The following is an 18,047-nucleotide window of genomic DNA, read 5'->3' on the forward strand; positions in this document are numbered from 1 at the left end:
CCTCCGTTCGGCACAGGGAGTCAGAAATTCGATGATTTGGGAACCCTCCACGAGTCGCCGTCAGCGCTCGTTGGTATTAGCCGAACGATGCGCCAGCAGTCGCTGATTGTGTGGGGAAGCTTCCTTCATGTGTGGTCGCAATTGAAGGCCGTCGCGGTGCGAATTATCTGGGCGCCTTTTTGCAGCGCAAGACTACGAGGCTCGGTTGATGTCGCCGGAATACGTTTATCCACCTATCATAGCCAGAAGAACGATGACCGCGACGCCGAGGGAGTTGCCGAGGCAGCCCCCCCCGACTGACAATGCGTTTTGGTCGAACTCACAAGCCGGGCGCAGTTGGATATCGGAATCGGAGGCGTTACTTGACGCTGCCGACGGCGTCGGCACGACCGTCCTGCAGTTTGATCCACTTGCCGGCATCGGTCGAGGACTGGCGCTTCAGATATCGATACTCGGTTTCCGACCAGAGCAGGATTTTGTTGCGCATGTTGTCGAGCACGAAATCGCCGCGATCGGTACGAAGGGTCAGCACCGCGTGGCCCTGTCCGCTCGGCTGAACGACGACGGTGATCAGCAGGTTGGAAGGCGAGATCCCGGCCTCGATAAGCTTCTTGCGCTTAATCAGAACGTAATCCTCGCAGTCGGCGGCGCTTTGCGGGTAGGTCCAGAGTTCTTCAACGCCGTAGATTTCCATGTCCGTCAGTGGCAGATAATCCACGTTCGCGTTGTAGTTCACGTTGACGATAGTCTTCCAGTTTTCCTGTGTTAGAATCATCGGGCCCTTGTCCTCGCCGTTGGGCTGGCATTCTTCGCTATATTTCTTGCAGAATGTATAGTGGCCGATCGGCTGGCTAGTCTTGCCAGCGAGTTCCATCGCCGCGGGAAGGGCCATGGCCTGTGCGGCGACCAAAGAGAAAAGAAACGCGATTGCACTGACCTTGAATGCTTTTGTCATTGTTCTGTCTCCGTTCAATAATAGGACAATGACACGTAATTTTTGATCCTACGCAAATCTCAAAAGTATAAATTGGCTCAAATCAAGATTGTATAAGTATAAAATGAAAACAAAAATTGACTTGAATTTAAGTCGTACTTGAATCGCTTTTGATTCAAATTTGAGGAAAATTTGACCTCCGCCAGGCAATTAGCTATCATCTAATCCATTGAATTTAAGAGATTTTCCAAAAGGCGGCAGCATCGTTGCCATGGCAGCATAAGCCTGCGCTCCCAAAAAAGGCGAACCGTCAGCGGACATGTGGGCACATCGCGCTCAGTAGTTTTGGTGCCAATTAAGACCGTAGGGTTCTGCAGTCGATTATCGAGCCCAAAATTTTTCAGAAAAATCCTCTGGCCGTGTGTACCACTTTGAAACGATGTACGCTCGTCGCGAGGTGTTCGTCGAGTTTGCGCTAGGACGAACTGAAACCGTATCGATCGCGCGAAGCCCCCTGACGGTTCCCTCGACCAGCGCGGAGCGATATCGCTTGATATCACCGTCAAGGAAACAGACGGCCAGTTATGCCGGCAACATCGAAAGTAAACGCATGGACGAGCAGACCGAAACGATGACCATCTCCAACCGGAGCGACTTCGCCCTGTGGGCGATCGAGCGGGCTAAGGCGATCGTCTCCGAAGAAGGCGGCAATCTCGCCATCGCCACGCGGGATCATGGCGAAGACGAAATCGCTGCGTCGGCCAACGCCCTTGGCCAGGCCATCGTCGATGCCCTGCTGGAAGTCTTTGACGGCCTGATGCAGGAGTAGCCTCGGCCTAGCGCTCCGCGCCATCGCGGCCATTGTCTCGCTGGCGATCCTGTTCTGCCTGGCGGAGAACCTGCTGGCGATGTTCGTACTGCGCGTTTTTCGCCGCGCCTGCCTGCTCGCGGGCGGCTCGAGAGGCGCGGCCGGCCGCAATCGCCTGCTGTTGTGCCGCAATGGCGGGATCGACGGCGGACTGGGCCGGCCGGCTCTGCGCCTGACCGTCATCCGCACGAGCCGCTGCCGGCGTGCCCCCTCCCCCGCTCGTTTCCGTGGCCGACCTTACCTGCTGCATCTCGATGTCGCGACGCTGCTCCGCGAACAGTGCGGAGATCTCGCGCCGCATTTCCTCGACGGCCTGGCGCTCGGAGCTGCTGTCAACCATCCCTTCAAGGCGGTCTATCGACTTGGTGGCGCGCGAAACGCGCTCGTCGAACTGTTTCAGCGATAGGGGCATGGCGTTTTCCTTCTGCTGTTTGAGGGATGAAACAAAGGTCATGAGGTCCGAAAAGGCTGTGGCCGGCTTTTCATCCGCCTTGCGAACATGGGCATCGAAGCGGCTCTGCATCCATGCCGTCGGTGCACCGTCCTTTGCCGAGCCTGCCGCTTCCACGATGACGGCCGCCTTCAATCCTGCCTGGAGAAGACGGGCTTCTGTGTCACGAGACACTGCCTGCATTTCTGCGCCCAGACCGAATTCGTCGCTCAGCCGCGCCAGCTCGCGCTCGATCTTGCTGACACTTGCCGTCGTCGGCGCAAGAACATGGATCGCCCTGCCTTCGACCGAGATCGACTCGCGGCCCACGCCGACCGCCCGCTGGATCGACGCGAGCGTCAATTCCTGGTCCGCCGTGTGCTCGATCACCATCCGAAGAAGCACGAAGCCCTTGGCAGGTTGGGCGGCGCCCTTCTGCGCCTGCCCTGCGGTAGCCGCGAAGCGATCCGCCGCGGCAATGACCGTCGGCTGCGCACCGGTCTGCTTCAGGGCAGCGGCCGTCGCCTGCCATTTCGGGGCAAGAGCGAGATTGCCGTTGGCCAGAGACACGCGATCCACGATGCCCGCCCGTTTGCGCTCGACTCGCTGCTTGACCGTCGTGGTCTTGAGATAGCGCGGATCGACGCGGCCGCGCTCATAGGCAGCGGCCTGCGCCTGGCTATAGGGCCGCGTGGCTGCCACATCCGCGCGCCGGGTGGCGACCATGGCAATGCCCTGCTCCCGCGCCTTCGCCGCAAACTGTTCGCGCCACTCGAAGAGTTCGGGCTTGGTAAGGCGCAAGGCCTTGCCGACGTCGTCTCGCGCCGAGATCATCGCATGGACATGCACATGCCCGGTTTCCGGGTGGTGGGCGGTAATCCAGCGATGGCCCGGGACTTGCTCGCTCAGGAAGTCCCGCACAGCTCGCTTCATCGCCTCTGCGTCCGTCCCGGCGCGGGCGGAAAAGATGACATGGAAGGCATTGCGCGGCTCGACGGTCCGGATGTCACTCGACCAGCTCCGCCAGATGCCGTCCGCCATGTTCTTGATGGCAGGGCCACGCTTTACCTGTTCGCCGGCGCTGGTGACAGCATGCTTTTCCGTGCGGAGAAACTTCTCGAGGAAATAGCGGCCCGACTTTTCCGAGACCGCGGCGCCGAGAATGCGGACCTCGGCCGAGACGCCGGCATTCGACATACGGCGCGCAATTTCGGCCTCGGCGTTCTCAACTGCGCGCCCTGGCCCCTCTCCCCTTTCGCGCGCCCTGAGCGCACCGGCAATCTTCTTGGCCGGAAGATCTGTGACCGCAAACACGGCAACCTGACCGTCCGGATTGCGCGCATAGAGGAAGGGTTTGGAGCCGAAGGCCGAGTTCAGCGCATCGTGAAGATCCTCATTATTCGTCGCCTCCGCCAAATTAATCGACAAGGTGGCAACGGCATTTACTGCATAGGGTTCGCGAAACTCTGACACCCACGCCTGCAGGACGGCCGCCCGTTCTTCCCGGCTCGCAATCGTCACTCCATCCTGGTCGATAATCGGGATGTCGACCTTCCCCTTCTCACCATTTTCCTTCTCCACCTCGCGCGTGCCGAGATAGGTCATCAGGCCCCCGGCCGACGCCTTGCTTGAAACGGTCGACGTCACCTTGATCACGACCGGCTGCGCCCCGGCCGCGATCGCCGCCCGGCTCGCCGTCTCCGCCGACGATCGCTTGTGGGGCGAAGATCGCATAGCAGGCGGCCGGTCGATGCGCGGCGCCCCGCCAGCTCCTCCTCCCCCGCCGCCCGATCTGCGCAGCTCGTCGTCCTCTAAGGATTTCGGGCCAGCACCGAGAGCACCAAAAAGGATGATAACGTCCCACTGGGAGGCATTTGCAGGCCGGAGGATCGAGGCGATTGTCGGTTCTGGTGACGCGACAGCGGCTGGCCGGGCTTTGCTGGCTATCCCCGTTGGAATGTATCGTTGCTGGGGCGCCTCGGCGATCACGGCCATCCGCACCATTCCTGCGCGCCTGCGACGCTCGTCTTCCTCATCGAGGAGCGAATTTGTCCGCCGCACCTGGAAACTGTCGATTTCGCCAAGCAAGCTCGTCCAGTCATAGGCCATGACCATCTCTCCTCCGCTCCTGCCGGCTGATCCGCAGCATGAGGTCGACGTCCGCCCGCAGCCGGAAGACCCCATCGAGAAGGCTGCGTAGCGCGGCGTCGAGATGCGGTTCGTAGCCAACACGGCCTTCGTTCATCGCACGGACCGCCTGGTTGAGATTGATGCCGATGCGCCGAAGCTCCTCATTGGTGCCGCGCAAAGCCAAAGCTTCGGCCGGTCCGACCGGGAGCGGCAGGCCGGCCTGGTCGCGAAACAGCAACCGGATCACGTCGCTGGCGGTGCGATCGTCGCCGCAGAGGTCCGCCAGAGCTTGCCGCTCCTCCGGCCTCAGACGGACCCTGACCACCTCGCTGCGCATCGCTTCCCTTCCTCTGCCAGGTTGCCGGAGGCGACCCTAGAGCGCCACCAGCGCGAACCTAAGCCCTGCCGGAGTGCGGGGCGACGTCGAGTTTGTACCACAAACTTGACTATCCTGCCATAAAAAATAAAACTATATTTTACACACCAAAACAGCACCAAGATAACACTCGATCAGGAAAAGACGACCATCCCCAAAAAGCCATGCCGACGTCACCAATTGCCCACTGTTGATGCTGTCGCCAACAATCGCAGCACGATCAATTGCCAATTAACCATTAGTTACTGATGGTTAATCACGCTGCTATTGCTCCCTATCAATGGTCAATTGACGATTGCTCACTAACTGTTGACCGTTCCCAGGGGCCAGTCATCAATCGTCAATCACCAATGAGGAAAAAACAACGGGCAACGATTTCATTGCGAAAAGAGCCGAAGAAAACTAACTATAGTTTATTCGCAATCGGAAGGAGCGCCAATGATCGTCACCATTGCCAACCCGAAGGGCGGGACCGGAAAGACCACGCTCGTCCGCGCCCTGTCCGGGACGGCCGCCCACGCGGGAAATGACGTTTTCCTGATCGATGCCGACAGCCGCGCAAACACGATGCGCTGGGTTACGATGTCGAAGCAAATGAACGTCTGGCCCGACAGGCTTGAGGCGGAGAGCTGCCTTGACCCGAACCAAATCTACAAACTTGCCCTTCAGCGCCAGTACGAGGGCAAGGTCGTCTTCATCGATATCGAGGGCACGACGAATGAAAATCTCTTCGCCGGCCTCTACTGCGCCGATATCGTTCTGATCCCGCTGCAAACCACCCAGGACGATGTCGTTGCCGGCATGCAGCTCGCCCTGAACCATATCCCGGTGGTCGAGGAGGATCAGAAACGCAAACTGCCGACCATGATCGTCATCAACCAGCACGATCTGGTCACCGGCAGGGCAAAGGCGCATGAGCCGCTGCGCGAGATTCTTCGCGAAAGCGGCGTCACGGTTGCTCCGCAACCAATCGCCCGCCGCGCCGCCTACCAGTCTATTGGTGCCGCCGGCACGCTCCAGACCGTTGCCAAATCCGACCCGAAGGCGATCGCGGAGATGGAGACGCTGCTCAGCGAACTTCTCACCCTCTACAAAAACAGCAAAGCGGAGGCACGCACATGAGCGAGGAGCCAACCAGCAAGAACCTTGTGCTCGGCTTGATTTCCACAAACGGCCAACGGCCATCGGTGCGGGAAAAGCCGGCTCCCTCCCCTGCCCCGGAAAGCGCAGACCAGGCCCCCTCAACCTCGAAGCCGCCGCTCGCACGCGGCCAGCTTCGCGACATGGTGGCCAAGGGCGAAAGCCGCGATCCGATCGCCGGCAAACGCTTCCGGGACACCGAGAAGGTGACGACCGGCATCCATATCCGCGCCGACATTCACAAGAAGCTGAAGATTCTCGCCGCCATCGAGCGCCGGAAGTTCAATTCCTATATCGAGGAGGCGATCGACGACTATCTCGAAAAGATCGCCGACAGAATCCCCGATATCTCCTGAGCCGACGAAAGCGGAGCGCGTCATGCGCTTCGCTTCTCCACCCCGGCATTCGCGCGCATGGCTGCCATCAGCATCGGCCCAAGGCCGAATTCACCGCGCGCCGCCTTTCGCGTCAGGTCGCGCAGGTAGCCACCGGCCGACTTGATGTGCTCGGCCCTTTCGAGAATGCAGGCGATGGCGGTCGCCGCATTTTCCGGCCCGAGCACCTCGCACGCTTCCTGATAGGCGGACGGGCTGACGCTCAGCATCGATCGCACGACCACCGCGGCCGTCATGACATCGCGCCAACCGGCGATCTGGCCGCCCGGCACGTAATCCGATATCTGCGGGCAAGCCTTCAGCACCATGCTCAACGGGTAAGCCTTCAACGGCTCGGCCATCCGTTTCGGTTCATGGCTCGACACCTCGCCCCGCTCTTCTTCAGAGCTAGGTTCAAGTTCATGGAAGGATTCGGGTTTTGAATTCTGTATGTGGCAGTCATTCTGACCACCATTGGCGTGCATATTCTCGGATTTAAGCTGTATTTCCAGGATGTTGACGATTTCATCGCGCAGCATACTCATTTCTTCGAGGATCGCCGTCACGTCTTCATGCCGCGGCGAACGCGGCAAGCGACCAATAAGGGCAAGGAAATGATCCTCGATCTTCGCCCAATCACCGTCGGCTCCCTCCTCCATCGCGGCCGTGATCATCTTGCGAACATCGCGCCGGCAGATCGTGAGTGCTTCCCGCGCGCGACGAAAGCGGCGCTCTTCCTCAGCCGCCTGTTGTGCCATCTGGGCGAGCTCATCCGCCCTGGCGAGCAATGGGGCGAGGCTGAAACCAAAGGCTTCCTCGATCTGCCCTGCCCGATCACGATGGGCATAGCGTTTCCCGTTCGGGCTGTCGCGCCGATGAACGAGCCCGGCATCGACCAGCGCGGAGAGGCTGCGACGAAGCGTGCTGGCGGAAATGCCGTGTGCACGGACGGCGAGCTGAGCGTTCGAGGGGAAAACGACCAGGCCGCGTTCCTCGGAAAGCTCCGTAGCTGGATAGAAGGTCAGAAGCGCATTCAGGACGGCGATAGGCCGATCCCCAAGGACAAGCAGCTTGCTGGCTTCGCATACGTCGCGATAGACCTTCCATTTCTCGACGCGCCGCGTCGGCTCGAATTCAGCGGTATCCAACTGGCCTTTCACCAAGGCAAGCGTCACCGACCGCCGCCCGAAGGGCGTCGTTATATGTCCAGACTGCATTTCCCTTCACCTTTCTTCAGGCAAAAGAAATCCGCTCACCAAAACGGTGCCAAAGACTCTTGACTGTGATTCGTGGAAATGCGATTCTCGACCTTGTCACAGAATACGAGAGAGGCTTCCACGGTTTACCGATTGGGGGCCTTTTTCTTTTGCTGGGCTGCTCCTACTCGTTGTCACTTGTCGTATTTGCCGCAGACGCGGCAAATTCTTCGTAGATATCCGGCAATTTACGCAGCAGAAATTGCGCGAATTCCCCAGTGTGTTTCGTCGGGATCGTCAGCTTCACGGCACGTTTGCTGCTTTGCGCGGTCGCAATTTTGCGCCCCTCACCCGTCTTGATGATCTGTTCGTCGGACACCTTTTCCTTGCGCACGGCGACGGATTTCAGCGTTCTTTCAAAGCGAGCATCGCTGGAAAGAGCGTGGAACTGTTCCTGGCGAATGAGTTCGCGCCATGTGGACTCGTGGCTTGGATCAGCCAGCAATTGCGCGAACGTCTCCCAGCGCGGTCGTCCGATCGATGGCGCAGAGCCGATGGCTTCGATCAATTCTGTCGGTAAGGAGCTGGCAAGGGAGATCATGCCAGACAAGACGCCTTTGGAGGTGATCGTCAGAGCGTCCATTATCACCTGCCGACGCACCCCTTGCTGATCGAGGCGCAATGCGAACAATGCCTTTTCGATAAAGGAAAGATCCGCCCTGTCCGTGTTCTCCTTCCCCTGTGCGAGGATCAAGTCTTCATCGGAAAGATTGCGAACGATCGCTTTGACTTTGCGGCCGAGCTGGCGAAGCGCTTCAACGCGCCGATGCCCGAAGGCGAGCTGGTACTCCCCTTTTATATCGGGATGGGGGCGAACAAGAACCGGGATGATCTGTTCAGAGGTTTTGAGACCTTCACGCAGCTCTATGAATTTCGGATCGGTGAAGCCATCGAGCCGATCCTTCACAAAAGAACCGTGAATGACTTTTGGATCCAGCTCGACAATGGTTTCACCCGCCTCAAGCTGTAACTGCAAAGCTTCCGCCCGGTCAGCCTCGCTGGCAAGATTGGCGATAGCTTGGTTCATTGAATTCAATGCGCCGGATTGAACAGCCGGCTTAGCGCGCGGAGAAGGTTCCGCTGACGGCTCAATAGGAGTTAGGTAGTCTTTGACAGCGTCGCGCCTTTTTATCATGCTGTGCGTCCCCATGCCTGTTTCACCAGGTTTTCGATCTCGCCGTTTACGCTGTCGAGAGACTCCATCGCGCGATCGTAGGTTACCCGGTGGAAGTTCTCACGCCCAACCTCGTAAAGCGTCTGCTTGGTTATCCCAGCGTCAGATATTGCCGCCGACTTCAGCACTGCATTCGTCAGAACGCGGTCGCCAAAGAGGCTCTTGAGCAGTCCGACGATCTGACCTTGCGGACCGTCGGCCGGCTCGTAGCGTGTGACGACGTAACGAAAGAAATCATATTCGGCATTTCCCCCCGCCTGTTCGACCACATCGAAAAGGCCGGCGGTCATATGAAGGAACTGCGACATGGAGGCAACGTCGAGCATCTGCGGGTGGATGGTGACGACGACGCTGCGTGCGGCGCAAAGCGCCGAGAGAGTCAGATATCCAAGCGACGGCGGGCAATCGAGTATCACGACATCATAATTCTGGCCTACAGTTGCCAGTGCCGTTGCGATCCTGGTGAAGAACATCCGTTCGCGATCGCGGGTCCGCTCACTCAAGATGCGCGGCGTATCGTACTCGAAATCTTGAAGCTCAAGGTTACCAGGAACTATGTCGAGACCAGAGAAATAGGTCTTGCGAATGATGTCGCCGAGCGGGCGCTGCTGGTCGTCGTAGCGGATGGCTCCATAAATCGTTTCGTTCGGGCCGAGGTCGAATTCGGGTTGAAGTCCGAAGAGCGCAGACAATGAGGCTTGGGGGTCGAGATCGACGGCGAGCGTCCGGTATCCGCGCAGCGCGAAATATTGCGCAAGATGGGCGGCGGTCGTCGTTTTCCCGGATCCGCCCTTGAAGTTCGTGACCGCTATAACCTGGAGAGCTTCACTATCGCTCCTCACTGGCGAGTAGCCTTTTTTGTTCGAATCCAGGTAGCGCCGAATTTCATGAATCTGTTCGAGGGAGTAGAGACGCCGCCCCGCCCCGTTTTTCTCCGCTTCCGGAATATTACCCTCGGAATTCAGCAGCCGAAGATAGGCGTCACTGATCCCGATGAGTTTCGCAGCTTCGCCAGCCATGAATTTGCGAAGCTGCTTTTCCGCGGTAGGAGGGAATGCACGCGCACGCAACTGCTGAAGTTGCGCGCTGAGCAGATCGGCGTCTGCCTCGATAAGGCGGGTTAGCGATGGAATCGCTGATGCGCGCGCCCGAAGTTGAGTAGCGGCTGAATTCATAATAAACGCTCAATCCGGTGAAATCGACAATTGAGCGTAAAAATGATCCGAGTCGGTGCTCCGGTCAAGGAAAATTGAGTTAACAAAAGGTTAACGGATTTTCCCCTAACCAAAAGTTCTCAGCTGAGAACTTTTCCTTGAAATCGCTGTGGGGCTGAAGCGCGCGTTGCGATTGAGGGCATTCTATCAACCTCCGTAGAGGCAGTCCATTTGGGGCGTCCTGCCTTCTCATGACCGCCATCATCCTTCCGAAAGTTCTCAGCTGAGAACTTTTTCGATTTTGGCGCGCTTGACGACGGATGACCGGCCCGACGTGCCGATGGCGGCACAATCGAAAGCCGGCGGCGTAGCCGCTTCCGGGAGAGGAGGAAGGGGGCATTGGGGGAAGGAGGAGGAGGGACACCGTCCCTCCTTCCCCCAAGGGAGGGTTCCAAGGGAGGGGTGTCCCCTCCCTTTGGGTGGGGGTGTTTGAGGGGGCGGGGCTTTGCCCTGCCCCCTCATGGGGTGAGTGTTGAGAGGGGGGCTCGCCCCTCTTTCATCAGCTGAGACGGCCGGTCGCACCGGCTGTCTCGGCTCACCCACCGATGCAAGGAGAAGAGACGGCAGATGCCGCCTCTCCTCCTCCTGTGCGCCTCAGTCTTCAAATAGACGAAACAGATCGCCGGAGCATTCCGTGTCGATGTCCTCGGGATCGAGATCGTGCAAAGACACCTCTTCCGGCAGGATCAGACCCCATGAGGGGAACTCGATACGCAAGCACCGATATATCGTGCCGAGGAGGGCGCGAAACTCAACCATTTCCAGAGGCACATAGTCCAAGAGGTCGTAACCATCTTCCTCGCACCAGAAATCCCGGTAGGTAGCTTGATAATTGTAGAGTTCTTCGCCGAGGTCCGCATCCTGCTGCGGATCGTTATTCAAGAGGACACGCCGCTCTGCTGCCAACGCTTTCCGCGTGAAGCGTATGAAGCGGGCAAGATGCTGCTCCACCCAGTCATGAAGCAGGCGCTCCGTCTCGGTGGTGCTTGCAAGGCGGTTGGCCAGAACCATGATCCGCAAACCAGCCGCATCGGCATGCAACGTGAGAAAATTGATGTTACGCATAAAAGTCTCCTTTCGCTCTTTGGCGGAAGGTGTCCGCATGAGTGTCGAGTGGGGTCAAGGACCGCTTTAGCGGCCGCCTGCGGCGGCGAGTGGGGGAGCCGAATTTCTGGCTCGGCCCAAGGGGACGAGACTGAAATTTGGGGGAACCGCTCGTCCTTGAGGCCAGGAGACGCGGTGCAACACTCGGACGACAAAGAGAGAGACAAGCCCGCGACCCCGACCAGGGGGCGCGCCCGTATGGGCCGGGGTGGTTTGGAGGGGGTGTCTCACCCCCTTCATGGGAGGGTTCAAGGGAGGGGCGCCCCCTCCCTCGGGAGGATGTTTGAAGGAGGGGGCTTGCCCCTTCCTTCATGGGGTGAGCATGAGAGGGGCGGCCCTGCCCCCCTTTCATAGAGCTTCCGGCCGGTCGAACCGGCTGGAAGCTCTCGCCTTGCGGCTCTCAGAACAGCCGTAGCTGGCCATTCTTCTCGCTTGCCGGTTCTGGCGCTGTGCGCCTGGCGGGCGACGATGCCATTGCGACCTTTGGCCCGGGTGCCATCATGGCCGGGGCAAGCATCGGCGCATCCGCAGTAGCGGCCTCCCCTGCCCTCCTGAGCTTTGCGGACCATCCGCCCATGATATGCGCCATGGTGTACCATTGGTCGCTGAACCGCATCGCCAGACTGTCCCCGACGATAACGGTGGCTGGGATATGGAGAAGCGAGAACTGAATATAGGCCATGTGGGCGGCGCGCGGGTCGATGTCCACGGCGGTCACATGCAAAAGCTGCTGATAGTTGAATCCCGCCTCCAGAATGGCCTCTGTCAACGCGATGATCATCGCCCCGCTTCCAACGGCTGGCTCCTGCGCCAACATGAAGCCGCGCCTTTCAAGCACCTTCCGCATTTCCTCCGGGCTTCCGGCGACCATCCGGGCCATCAACTGGCAAACTGGATAGGGGGTGTAGAACTGGCCATGCGCCTTATCGTGAAGGCCAAGCTCATGAAAGGTCGCACCGAGAACGTCGTGCGGACGATCATCCAGCGCCAACACCACTTCGCCCATGATCTTCGAGAAGATGCCCATGGTTTCGGTTCCATATTTGCGGGCAATCTCCTGAAACCGGGTTTCGCGTTTTTCTGCATGCACGCGATCCATGGCGTTGCTGAGAGCGATAGCGGAGGATTCGCACCAGTCGCTAAAGACCGTGTAGATGTCATGCTTGTAGCGGCAGGTTTCGAATAGCTTGACGATGGATTTGAGGCGCGGGGAGTTCATGGGATCACCTGCGAGGAAAAGGAACCGCATGGCCGCGTTTCGCCATTCACCGGGGGCAGAGCCCGGCGTCGTCATGCGGATCGTTCAAGGGGAAGGATCGGGAAGTGCAGGCCGCGCCGGAGACTGCGCGGCCTGCGGCAGCCGATTACTCGGCTGCTTCGGGGAACGTCGCGCTGTCCGTTACCGGCTTGTCATCGATGTCGAACGGGCAAACGCCGTCATCGTCGCCGCTAGCTTCGACCATCCGCTCGCGCTCCTGCTCGGCGGTGAGGGCAATGCGGACCGGCGCGGGGAGCCATCCGGTTCCGGCGATCTTCCGTTCGGCAAATTCCACGGCCTTGGCCTTCTCCATACCGAGGATGCCGAGCGCCAAATCCTCGCCAACGGCTTCGGTAACCGCCTGCTTGATCCCGGCCTTGCTGATCCGCCCGAAGTAGTTCTCGCCGGTCGGGGCGTACCATTGCGTCATGTCGATCTTGAGGGCCTGGGCCAGCCGTTCAGCATGGGCGCGCTGCGACTTGCGCTCATAGTGGGGGTGCTGCACGGCATTGATCGACTTCGCCGCCGCATAGGCCAACAGGTCGAGTAATGTTGACGTCGGCTGTTCGAGGCACCATTCCAGAAGATCGCTCGGTTTGCCGGGAATTGTGTGGCCGTAATTCTCTTTGAGTTCGTCCATCGCCACGATACCCAAGCATGCCGCCGGATCGGCAATGATCGTTTCGATCCGTTCGCTTTTCGCCGTCACCTCAAGGGACGTGTAGTCAGTGCCGCCGTAGCTGCCGAAGAGGTTGACCAGCATGGCATGCACCACGGCTGCGAGGGCCACATCCGGGTTATGGGCAAGTTCGGCCCGAATGGCAGCGGTCTTGTGGGCGGTAAGCTCCTGCACGAGCGGGGCAGGCATCTTGAAGGTCGGTTCCGGGCGCTCTTCGGGCTGCGGCGTCACGGTCGCCCCGCCCTCGTCCGTTTCGTCGGCATCGCCTCCGGCGCTTTCGTCGCCGTCCTCCGCCTCTTCCTCGACTTCATCATCGGGGCGGACAAGGCCGCGCTCGATTTCGACATTGCCGTAATGGTCCATCGTCACATAGCAACCGGCCTTGGCGATGTCCTCCGGGGTGTAGGCTTCCTGTGACGTCGAGAGAACCGCAAGCCTCGCCTGAATGGCTTCGATGCGCGGCTCGGCCTCGTCGTCGGCCTCACCTGCCTCGATCTGCGCCACCAGATCGTCATTTTCTTCTTCAAGCCGTTCTTCCTCGGCCTGTTCCTCTTCCGTCAACGGAACGTCGGACGGATAGACCCTGTGCATGTAGTGGGCTTCGTTCGGAATGATCGGCACGACCTCCACCCATTTCCAGCCTTCGGCCCGAACGGTTTCCGCCTCGGCTTCAAGCCGGTCGGCGACGAGCTTTTCGACAAGAGCGACGTCGAGCGCATAGCCGCCGTTCTGCTCATCGAAGAGGTCGCGCTTGATGGCTCCGCCAGCGGTTTCATAGGCGTCGAGACCGCCGATGAACTTCATGCGCTTGTCAGTGGCCTTGACGGCTTCGCCTTGCAGGGCCGAGCGAATGGCACGATGATCGCAATTCCACGATGGCAGGCTATTCCAGACTTCCACCTGCCGTTCGTGATCGTCGGACACGGTAAAGGCCGAAAGCTGCTGGAATGTCATTTCCTCCTGCCGGTAGAGGTCGAGCAAGACCGGCGAAACGCGGCCGAGCGCCATGCGCTTGCGGACCATGGCTTCCGTCGTGCCGAACCGGGCGGCGATATCCTCGACGGATTTTCCGCTCTCGGCCATGACGCGGTATGCCTCGTATTCATCGACCGGGTGCATCGCTTCACGCTGCATATTCTCGATGATGCTGATTTCGGTCGCCTCGGCCTCGCTGCGTTCCTTGCACTCGACGGGGTAGTCCTTGGAGATTTCGCCCGCATCGGCCAGAAGGAGGAGGGCGGCACGGCGGCGCTCGCCTGCGGTCACAAAAAAGCGGCCGCGCTTCTCGCCCTTACGGACGATGATGTTCTGCAAGAGGCGGTAGCCATCGGCGCGGATGGTCGCGGCCATCTCCGCCACGCCTTCCTTGCTGTAGGTCTTGCGCACATTCTTGGGGTCGCGGTCCAGCTTGTTCAGCGGGACGAAAAAGCTTTCGGTTTGCTGTTGGGTATCGGTCATTTTCTGTCTCCTAGATTTTCCCGTTTCCCGAAGGGGAAGCCCCCTTGGGCGAAGCCTCCCCGGTCTTTCCGGGGGAATGGCTCCTGACATTCCCCCGGACAGAGGGGGGAGGGCGCAGCCCGCCCCACGGCGGCGGTCGTTCGGGTCAAGGGGTCGTGGCGGGGAAAAAACGGAAGGTTCGGCCGTAGGCTGAAAGCCGTTTTTTCGCCGACGCGACAAGCGGCTCTGCCGCGCCTGCCCCTTGATCCCGGGCGGCTGGCGATGTCAGGGGCGGTAAGGAAAAGCGGCCCGGAACGGGCCTCGATACCGGGTGCGCAGCACCCGCTGGACAAGCGATCGTCACCGGCATCGGCGGAGACGGCCTAGGCCGGCTTCGTGCTTCGCATAGAGCGCGGCCGCCCGAGGGCGGTGGCCGATCCTTCTGGGGGTAACGGAGTCCAGACGGATTGACTTCAAAACCGAAGCGGAACAAAATAGGAACATAAACCCATCAAGAGCAATTATTCCTATGCGCCATTGCGCACGGGCTGATCCTGCTCGTCCGCATTTTCATGGAGCCCTCCAGTGCGAAAACCCGACGAAATCGAACGGCTCTACCTTGATTTTGACGGATTTTTTGCCTCGGTCGAACAACAGGCCGATCGACGGCTGCGCGGTCGGCCGGTGGGCGTCGTTCCGTTCAGCGGGACCGACCGGACCGCCGTCATCGCCTGTTCAAAGGAGGCGAAGGCGCAAGGCGTCAAGAACGTGATGCCGATTGCCGAGGCCCGGCGCGTTTGTCCGGACCTCATCCTCGTCCCGCAGAATCCGGATCTGTACCGGAGGGCGCACAATGCGCTGCTGTGCGAGATCGAGACCGTCATCGCCATCGACACGGCCAAGAGCATCGACGAACTGACCTGCGTGCTCGATGACAGCGGCCGGCGCGATCCGGAGCTATTGGCCGCCCGCATCAAGGCGGCGATCGCGGACAATATCGGCCGGTGCATCACGAGCTCGATCGGGTTCGCAGCGAACCGGCAGTTGGCGAAGATCGCGTGCAAGGCCGGGAAGGACGAGAGCAAGCGGCGCGGCAGCTATGGTGATGCGCTTGCGATCTGGAGACCGGCCGACATGCCGGAACCGCTGCTGCGGGTCGAGCTGGAGGAGATCCCCGGCGTCGGATCGAGCATGGCGAAGCGGCTCTATCGCAACGGGGTCTATTCCACCCCCCAGCTCTACGCGCTTCAGCCGAAGCACATGCGAAGGATCTGGAACAATGTGAACGGGGAGCGCCTGTGGTATGCCCTGCATGGCTACGACATACAGGCTCCGGAACAGAAGCGCGGCATGTTCGGCCATGGCAGGGTGCTTCCTCCGGACAGCCGGACGATCGCCGGCGCGTATGAGATTTCGCGGTTGCTGCTGACCAAAGCGGCGCGGCGTCTGCGCCGCGAAAGCTATTACGCCGGCGGCGTGTGGCTGTGGCTCTCGATCCGGGATGGAACGTGGTTCGGCAAGCACCGCCTGGCGGTCGTCCATGACGATCAGGCCATCCTCGCGGGGCTGCATGCGCTATGGCAGCGCGTGCGCAAGGACTATCCGCGCGGCGTAACCATTTTCCGGATCGGCGTCACGCTCTACGATCTTTCGCCGTCCAACGAGCGACAGATCGACCTGCTCGACAATGACGACGCGCTGCGGCGGAAATGGGAGAAGGCCAACAGCGCGGTCGACGCGCTGAACACGCGCTACTCCGCGACCATCGTCAGCATGGGCGAATGGAAGCCGCCTGCAGGCGGCCATGCCGGCGGCAAGATCTCCTATACCCGCATCCCTTCGGCCGAGGACTTCTGGTGATGGGCTGGAAGGCGACGATCAAAGTGCGCGATCTGGGCGATGACCAGAAGCTTGAACTGGTCTGCCGGAAATGCGGACGGCTCACCTACACCAGCCGCGCCCAGTTATGCGAGGAAGTCGATCGCTCGCAGCTCTATCTCGATGAGATCGAGGCGAAGGCGAGCTGTAAGCGTCGGGGCTGCAATGGCCGCATGCGGCTTTCCATGGTTCGGCTGAAGGAGATGAGCGGCTTTGTCGGCGGTCTCGCGTAGCGACCGATCGTGCCGGCGCGCAGCGGAGCGAGCGCGGTACGATCCTCGGAAGAAGAAGAGCATCGGAGAAATCAGCATAGCGCCGGCCTATGGCCGGGATTTCGGGCATTCTCGATGCGTTGCGAGCGGGATGAGCGCAGCCGCAGGAGCCTCAGTATAGCGGCCCGCAGGGGAGGCGGGACCGACTGCGCCCGCTTGCGGCGCGCCGTTTTGACGGGCGGGCAGGGGAGTTCGAGGGGCGGGGCTTCGGGGCGCCCCTCGTCCTGGTCCGATCCGCTCGACGCGGTGAGGACCAGGCCCTCGCGCTGCGGCGGCCGCCTTGGAGCAGACCGCCCCTCAGTCCTCGCCCTCTATCGGCTCCACGTCGCGCAGTTCGACAAAGACGACCTTTTCGGTGCGCTCCTGCCCTATCAGGTCGAGATTGATATGGACGTGATCGGCAAATGGCTCGCCGCACACGCGCCAGACGACGCCGACGCGGCCGACGCGCCGCTCGTTGGTGCCATCGATGGAGGGCGACGTGCCCGTGATGCGAACGCGCTGGCCAAGGCGAAGCCAGTTTGCGGCGCTGGCGATCATGGCGGCCCGTTCCTCCGGCGTCAGCTTCTTGCGCGTCGAGCGTGCCCACGGCGTATGCGGATCGGCGGCAAGCTGGCTCGCCTGTTCTTCCAGCGTCAAATCTTGAAACCGTGTAATCTCGTAGTCCAAAGGCCAGTCTTCCGGGTCCGGTGGTGTCGGATTCCGGTGAAAATGTTCCACGGTCGGCCCGCCGAAAAGATCGGGCTGCGCGCCGGCAAGCCGGCGCTGACGCTGCGCCCTGCGATAGTCTGCACGCCATTGCCCGTCAGGGCTAAGCGTCGGACGCTCGGTTTCGCCCAGCAGGCGGTCCAGTTCTTCCCGGTCATCCATGGCCGTCTCCTGTCGGCGCTACGTTCTCGATCTGAGGGGAGGGAGGCGCGAAACGGGGCGGCGCACGGCCGCCCCGTTCCGAACGCTTCACGCCTCGGCAGCTTCCACGATTTGCGGCGTGCTCCGGTCGAGAATGATTTCGACACGCGTAATGTGGGCGGCGATGATGCCGGGGCGCTCAGACACCACAATGACCGGATGGAGTGCCGGGCGAACGATGGTGAAGAGGGCCGCAACCGCGTCAATCGCCTCGGTCACATCCGTCAGCTCGCCCAGCCTGTCCGATTTCGTGACCAGCAGGTTTCCCGCGATAGGCGTCGGCGCGCCTGCGACTTCCGTGAGGCATGGCACGGTTTCGTTCAGCCCGTTGTCGTCAACGATAATATCGAAGCCGCTCACCCGGACGATGTCGATCATGTCGCATTTCACGAGACCCTTGATCTCGGCATAGCTGCCTTCGAGGTTGATCGTTACGGGCCGGATGGTGCCTGCCATCGGCTCGATCAGGAAGGCTTTGACTGCGCTCATATTCTGTCTCCTTTTTTCCGAAGTCCCGCAGGGGAAGCCCCCTTGGGCGAAGCCTCCCCGGTCTTTCCGGGGGAATGGCCTCTGACATTCCCCCGGACAGAGGGGGGAGGGCGCAGCCCGCCCCA

At 60.5% G+C, this 18,047-nt stretch carries 17 protein-coding genes; 6 read left to right on the plus strand and 11 right to left on the minus strand.

Annotated features, from left to right (window positions below):
• Positions 1 to 300, plus strand: a 300-nt coding sequence (locus tag EXZ48_RS35355) for a hypothetical protein (protein ID WP_207900579.1), incomplete at its 5' end; no start/stop codon positions are given.
• A 58-nt stretch (positions 301 to 358) separates the two neighbouring features.
• Here EXZ48_RS35355 and EXZ48_RS32725 read toward each other — a convergent pair.
• Positions 359 to 955 carry a transglutaminase-like cysteine peptidase gene (locus tag EXZ48_RS32725; protein ID WP_023515133.1) on the minus strand — a complete coding sequence of 199 codons (597 nt, stop codon included), beginning with the start codon at positions 953 to 955 and terminating at the stop codon, positions 359 to 361.
• A gap of 589 nt (positions 956 to 1,544) precedes the next feature.
• Between EXZ48_RS32725 and EXZ48_RS32730 the strand changes: the two genes are divergently transcribed.
• Entirely contained in the window at positions 1,545 to 1,763 is a 219-nt protein-coding gene (locus tag EXZ48_RS32730; RefSeq protein WP_037408564.1) for a hypothetical protein, read from the plus strand.
• Between the two features lie 7 nt (positions 1,764 to 1,770).
• Here EXZ48_RS32730 and EXZ48_RS32735 read toward each other — a convergent pair whose 3' ends face one another.
• Positions 1,771 to 3,966: a relaxase/mobilization nuclease domain-containing protein gene (locus EXZ48_RS32735; RefSeq protein WP_037408566.1), complete on the minus strand. Its 2,196-nt coding sequence runs from the start codon at positions 3,964 to 3,966 to the stop codon at positions 1,771 to 1,773.
• A 364-nt stretch (positions 3,967 to 4,330) separates the two neighbouring features.
• Positions 4,331 to 4,699 (minus strand): plasmid mobilization relaxosome protein MobC, encoded by a 369-nt coding sequence (locus tag EXZ48_RS32740; protein ID WP_023516062.1) that lies wholly within the window; start codon positions 4,697 to 4,699, stop codon positions 4,331 to 4,333.
• A 477-nt stretch (positions 4,700 to 5,176) separates the two neighbouring features.
• Between EXZ48_RS32740 and EXZ48_RS32745 the strand changes: the two genes are divergently transcribed.
• Positions 5,177 to 5,860 (plus strand): ParA family protein, encoded by a 684-nt coding sequence (locus EXZ48_RS32745; protein ID WP_023516063.1) that lies wholly within the window; start codon positions 5,177 to 5,179, stop codon positions 5,858 to 5,860.
• Positions 5,857 to 6,234, plus strand: a complete 378-nt coding sequence (locus tag EXZ48_RS32750; protein ID WP_023516064.1) for a hypothetical protein — start codon at positions 5,857 to 5,859, stop codon at positions 6,232 to 6,234. The genes EXZ48_RS32745 and EXZ48_RS32750 overlap by 4 nt, the downstream gene beginning before the upstream one ends.
• A 20-nt stretch (positions 6,235 to 6,254) precedes the next feature.
• Here EXZ48_RS32750 and repC read toward each other — a convergent pair whose 3' ends face one another.
• The 6 genes from repC to EXZ48_RS32780 form a co-directional block, all read right to left on the minus strand.
• Positions 6,255 to 7,469 (minus strand): plasmid replication protein RepC, encoded by a 1,215-nt coding sequence (repC, locus tag EXZ48_RS32755; protein WP_023516065.1) that lies wholly within the window; start codon positions 7,467 to 7,469, stop codon positions 6,255 to 6,257.
• Positions 7,470 to 7,632: 163 nt separating this feature from the next.
• Complete coding sequence (gene repB / locus EXZ48_RS32760; protein WP_063832226.1) at positions 7,633 to 8,643, minus strand: plasmid partitioning protein RepB; 1,011 nt, start codon at positions 8,641 to 8,643, stop codon at positions 7,633 to 7,635.
• On the minus strand, positions 8,640 to 9,860 hold the full coding sequence (repA, locus tag EXZ48_RS32765) for a plasmid partitioning protein RepA (protein ID WP_371687689.1): 1,221 nt from the start codon (positions 9,858 to 9,860) through the stop codon (positions 8,640 to 8,642). The genes repB and repA overlap by 4 nt, the downstream gene beginning before the upstream one ends.
• Positions 9,861 to 10,490: 630 nt before the next feature.
• A complete protein-coding gene (locus EXZ48_RS32770; protein ID WP_024271228.1) occupies positions 10,491 to 10,961 on the minus strand; it encodes a hypothetical protein in 471 nt (156 codons plus the stop codon).
• 439 nt (positions 10,962 to 11,400) lie between these two features.
• Positions 11,401 to 12,219: an N-6 DNA methylase gene (locus tag EXZ48_RS32775; protein WP_023517489.1), complete on the minus strand. Its 819-nt coding sequence runs from the start codon at positions 12,217 to 12,219 to the stop codon at positions 11,401 to 11,403.
• A 145-nt stretch (positions 12,220 to 12,364) separates the two neighbouring features.
• Entirely contained in the window at positions 12,365 to 14,395 is a 2,031-nt protein-coding gene (locus EXZ48_RS32780; protein WP_130521204.1) for a ParB/RepB/Spo0J family partition protein, read from the minus strand.
• A 564-nt stretch (positions 14,396 to 14,959) separates the two neighbouring features.
• Here EXZ48_RS32780 and EXZ48_RS32785 point away from each other — a divergent pair.
• Positions 14,960 to 16,234, plus strand: coding sequence for a DNA-directed DNA polymerase (locus EXZ48_RS32785; RefSeq protein WP_023517435.1), 1,275 nt, complete (start codon positions 14,960 to 14,962; stop codon positions 16,232 to 16,234).
• Positions 16,234 to 16,485, plus strand: coding sequence for a hypothetical protein (locus EXZ48_RS32790; RefSeq protein ID WP_023517434.1), 252 nt, complete (start codon positions 16,234 to 16,236; stop codon positions 16,483 to 16,485). Before EXZ48_RS32785 ends, EXZ48_RS32790 begins: the two co-directional genes overlap by 1 nt.
• A gap of 336 nt (positions 16,486 to 16,821) precedes the next feature.
• On the opposite strand, the gene EXZ48_RS32795 is transcribed toward EXZ48_RS32790, so the two are convergent.
• Entirely contained in the window at positions 16,822 to 17,394 is a 573-nt protein-coding gene (locus EXZ48_RS32795) for a hypothetical protein (protein ID WP_024270604.1), read from the minus strand.
• A gap of 87 nt (positions 17,395 to 17,481) precedes the next feature.
• Complete coding sequence (locus EXZ48_RS32800; RefSeq protein WP_024270605.1) at positions 17,482 to 17,922, minus strand: hypothetical protein; 441 nt, start codon at positions 17,920 to 17,922, stop codon at positions 17,482 to 17,484.
• Positions 17,923 to 18,047 lie beyond the last annotated feature (125 nt).

It is taken from the genome of Shinella sp. JR1-6 (assembly GCF_004284735.1).
Classification (GTDB): domain Bacteria; phylum Pseudomonadota; class Alphaproteobacteria; order Rhizobiales; family Rhizobiaceae; genus Shinella.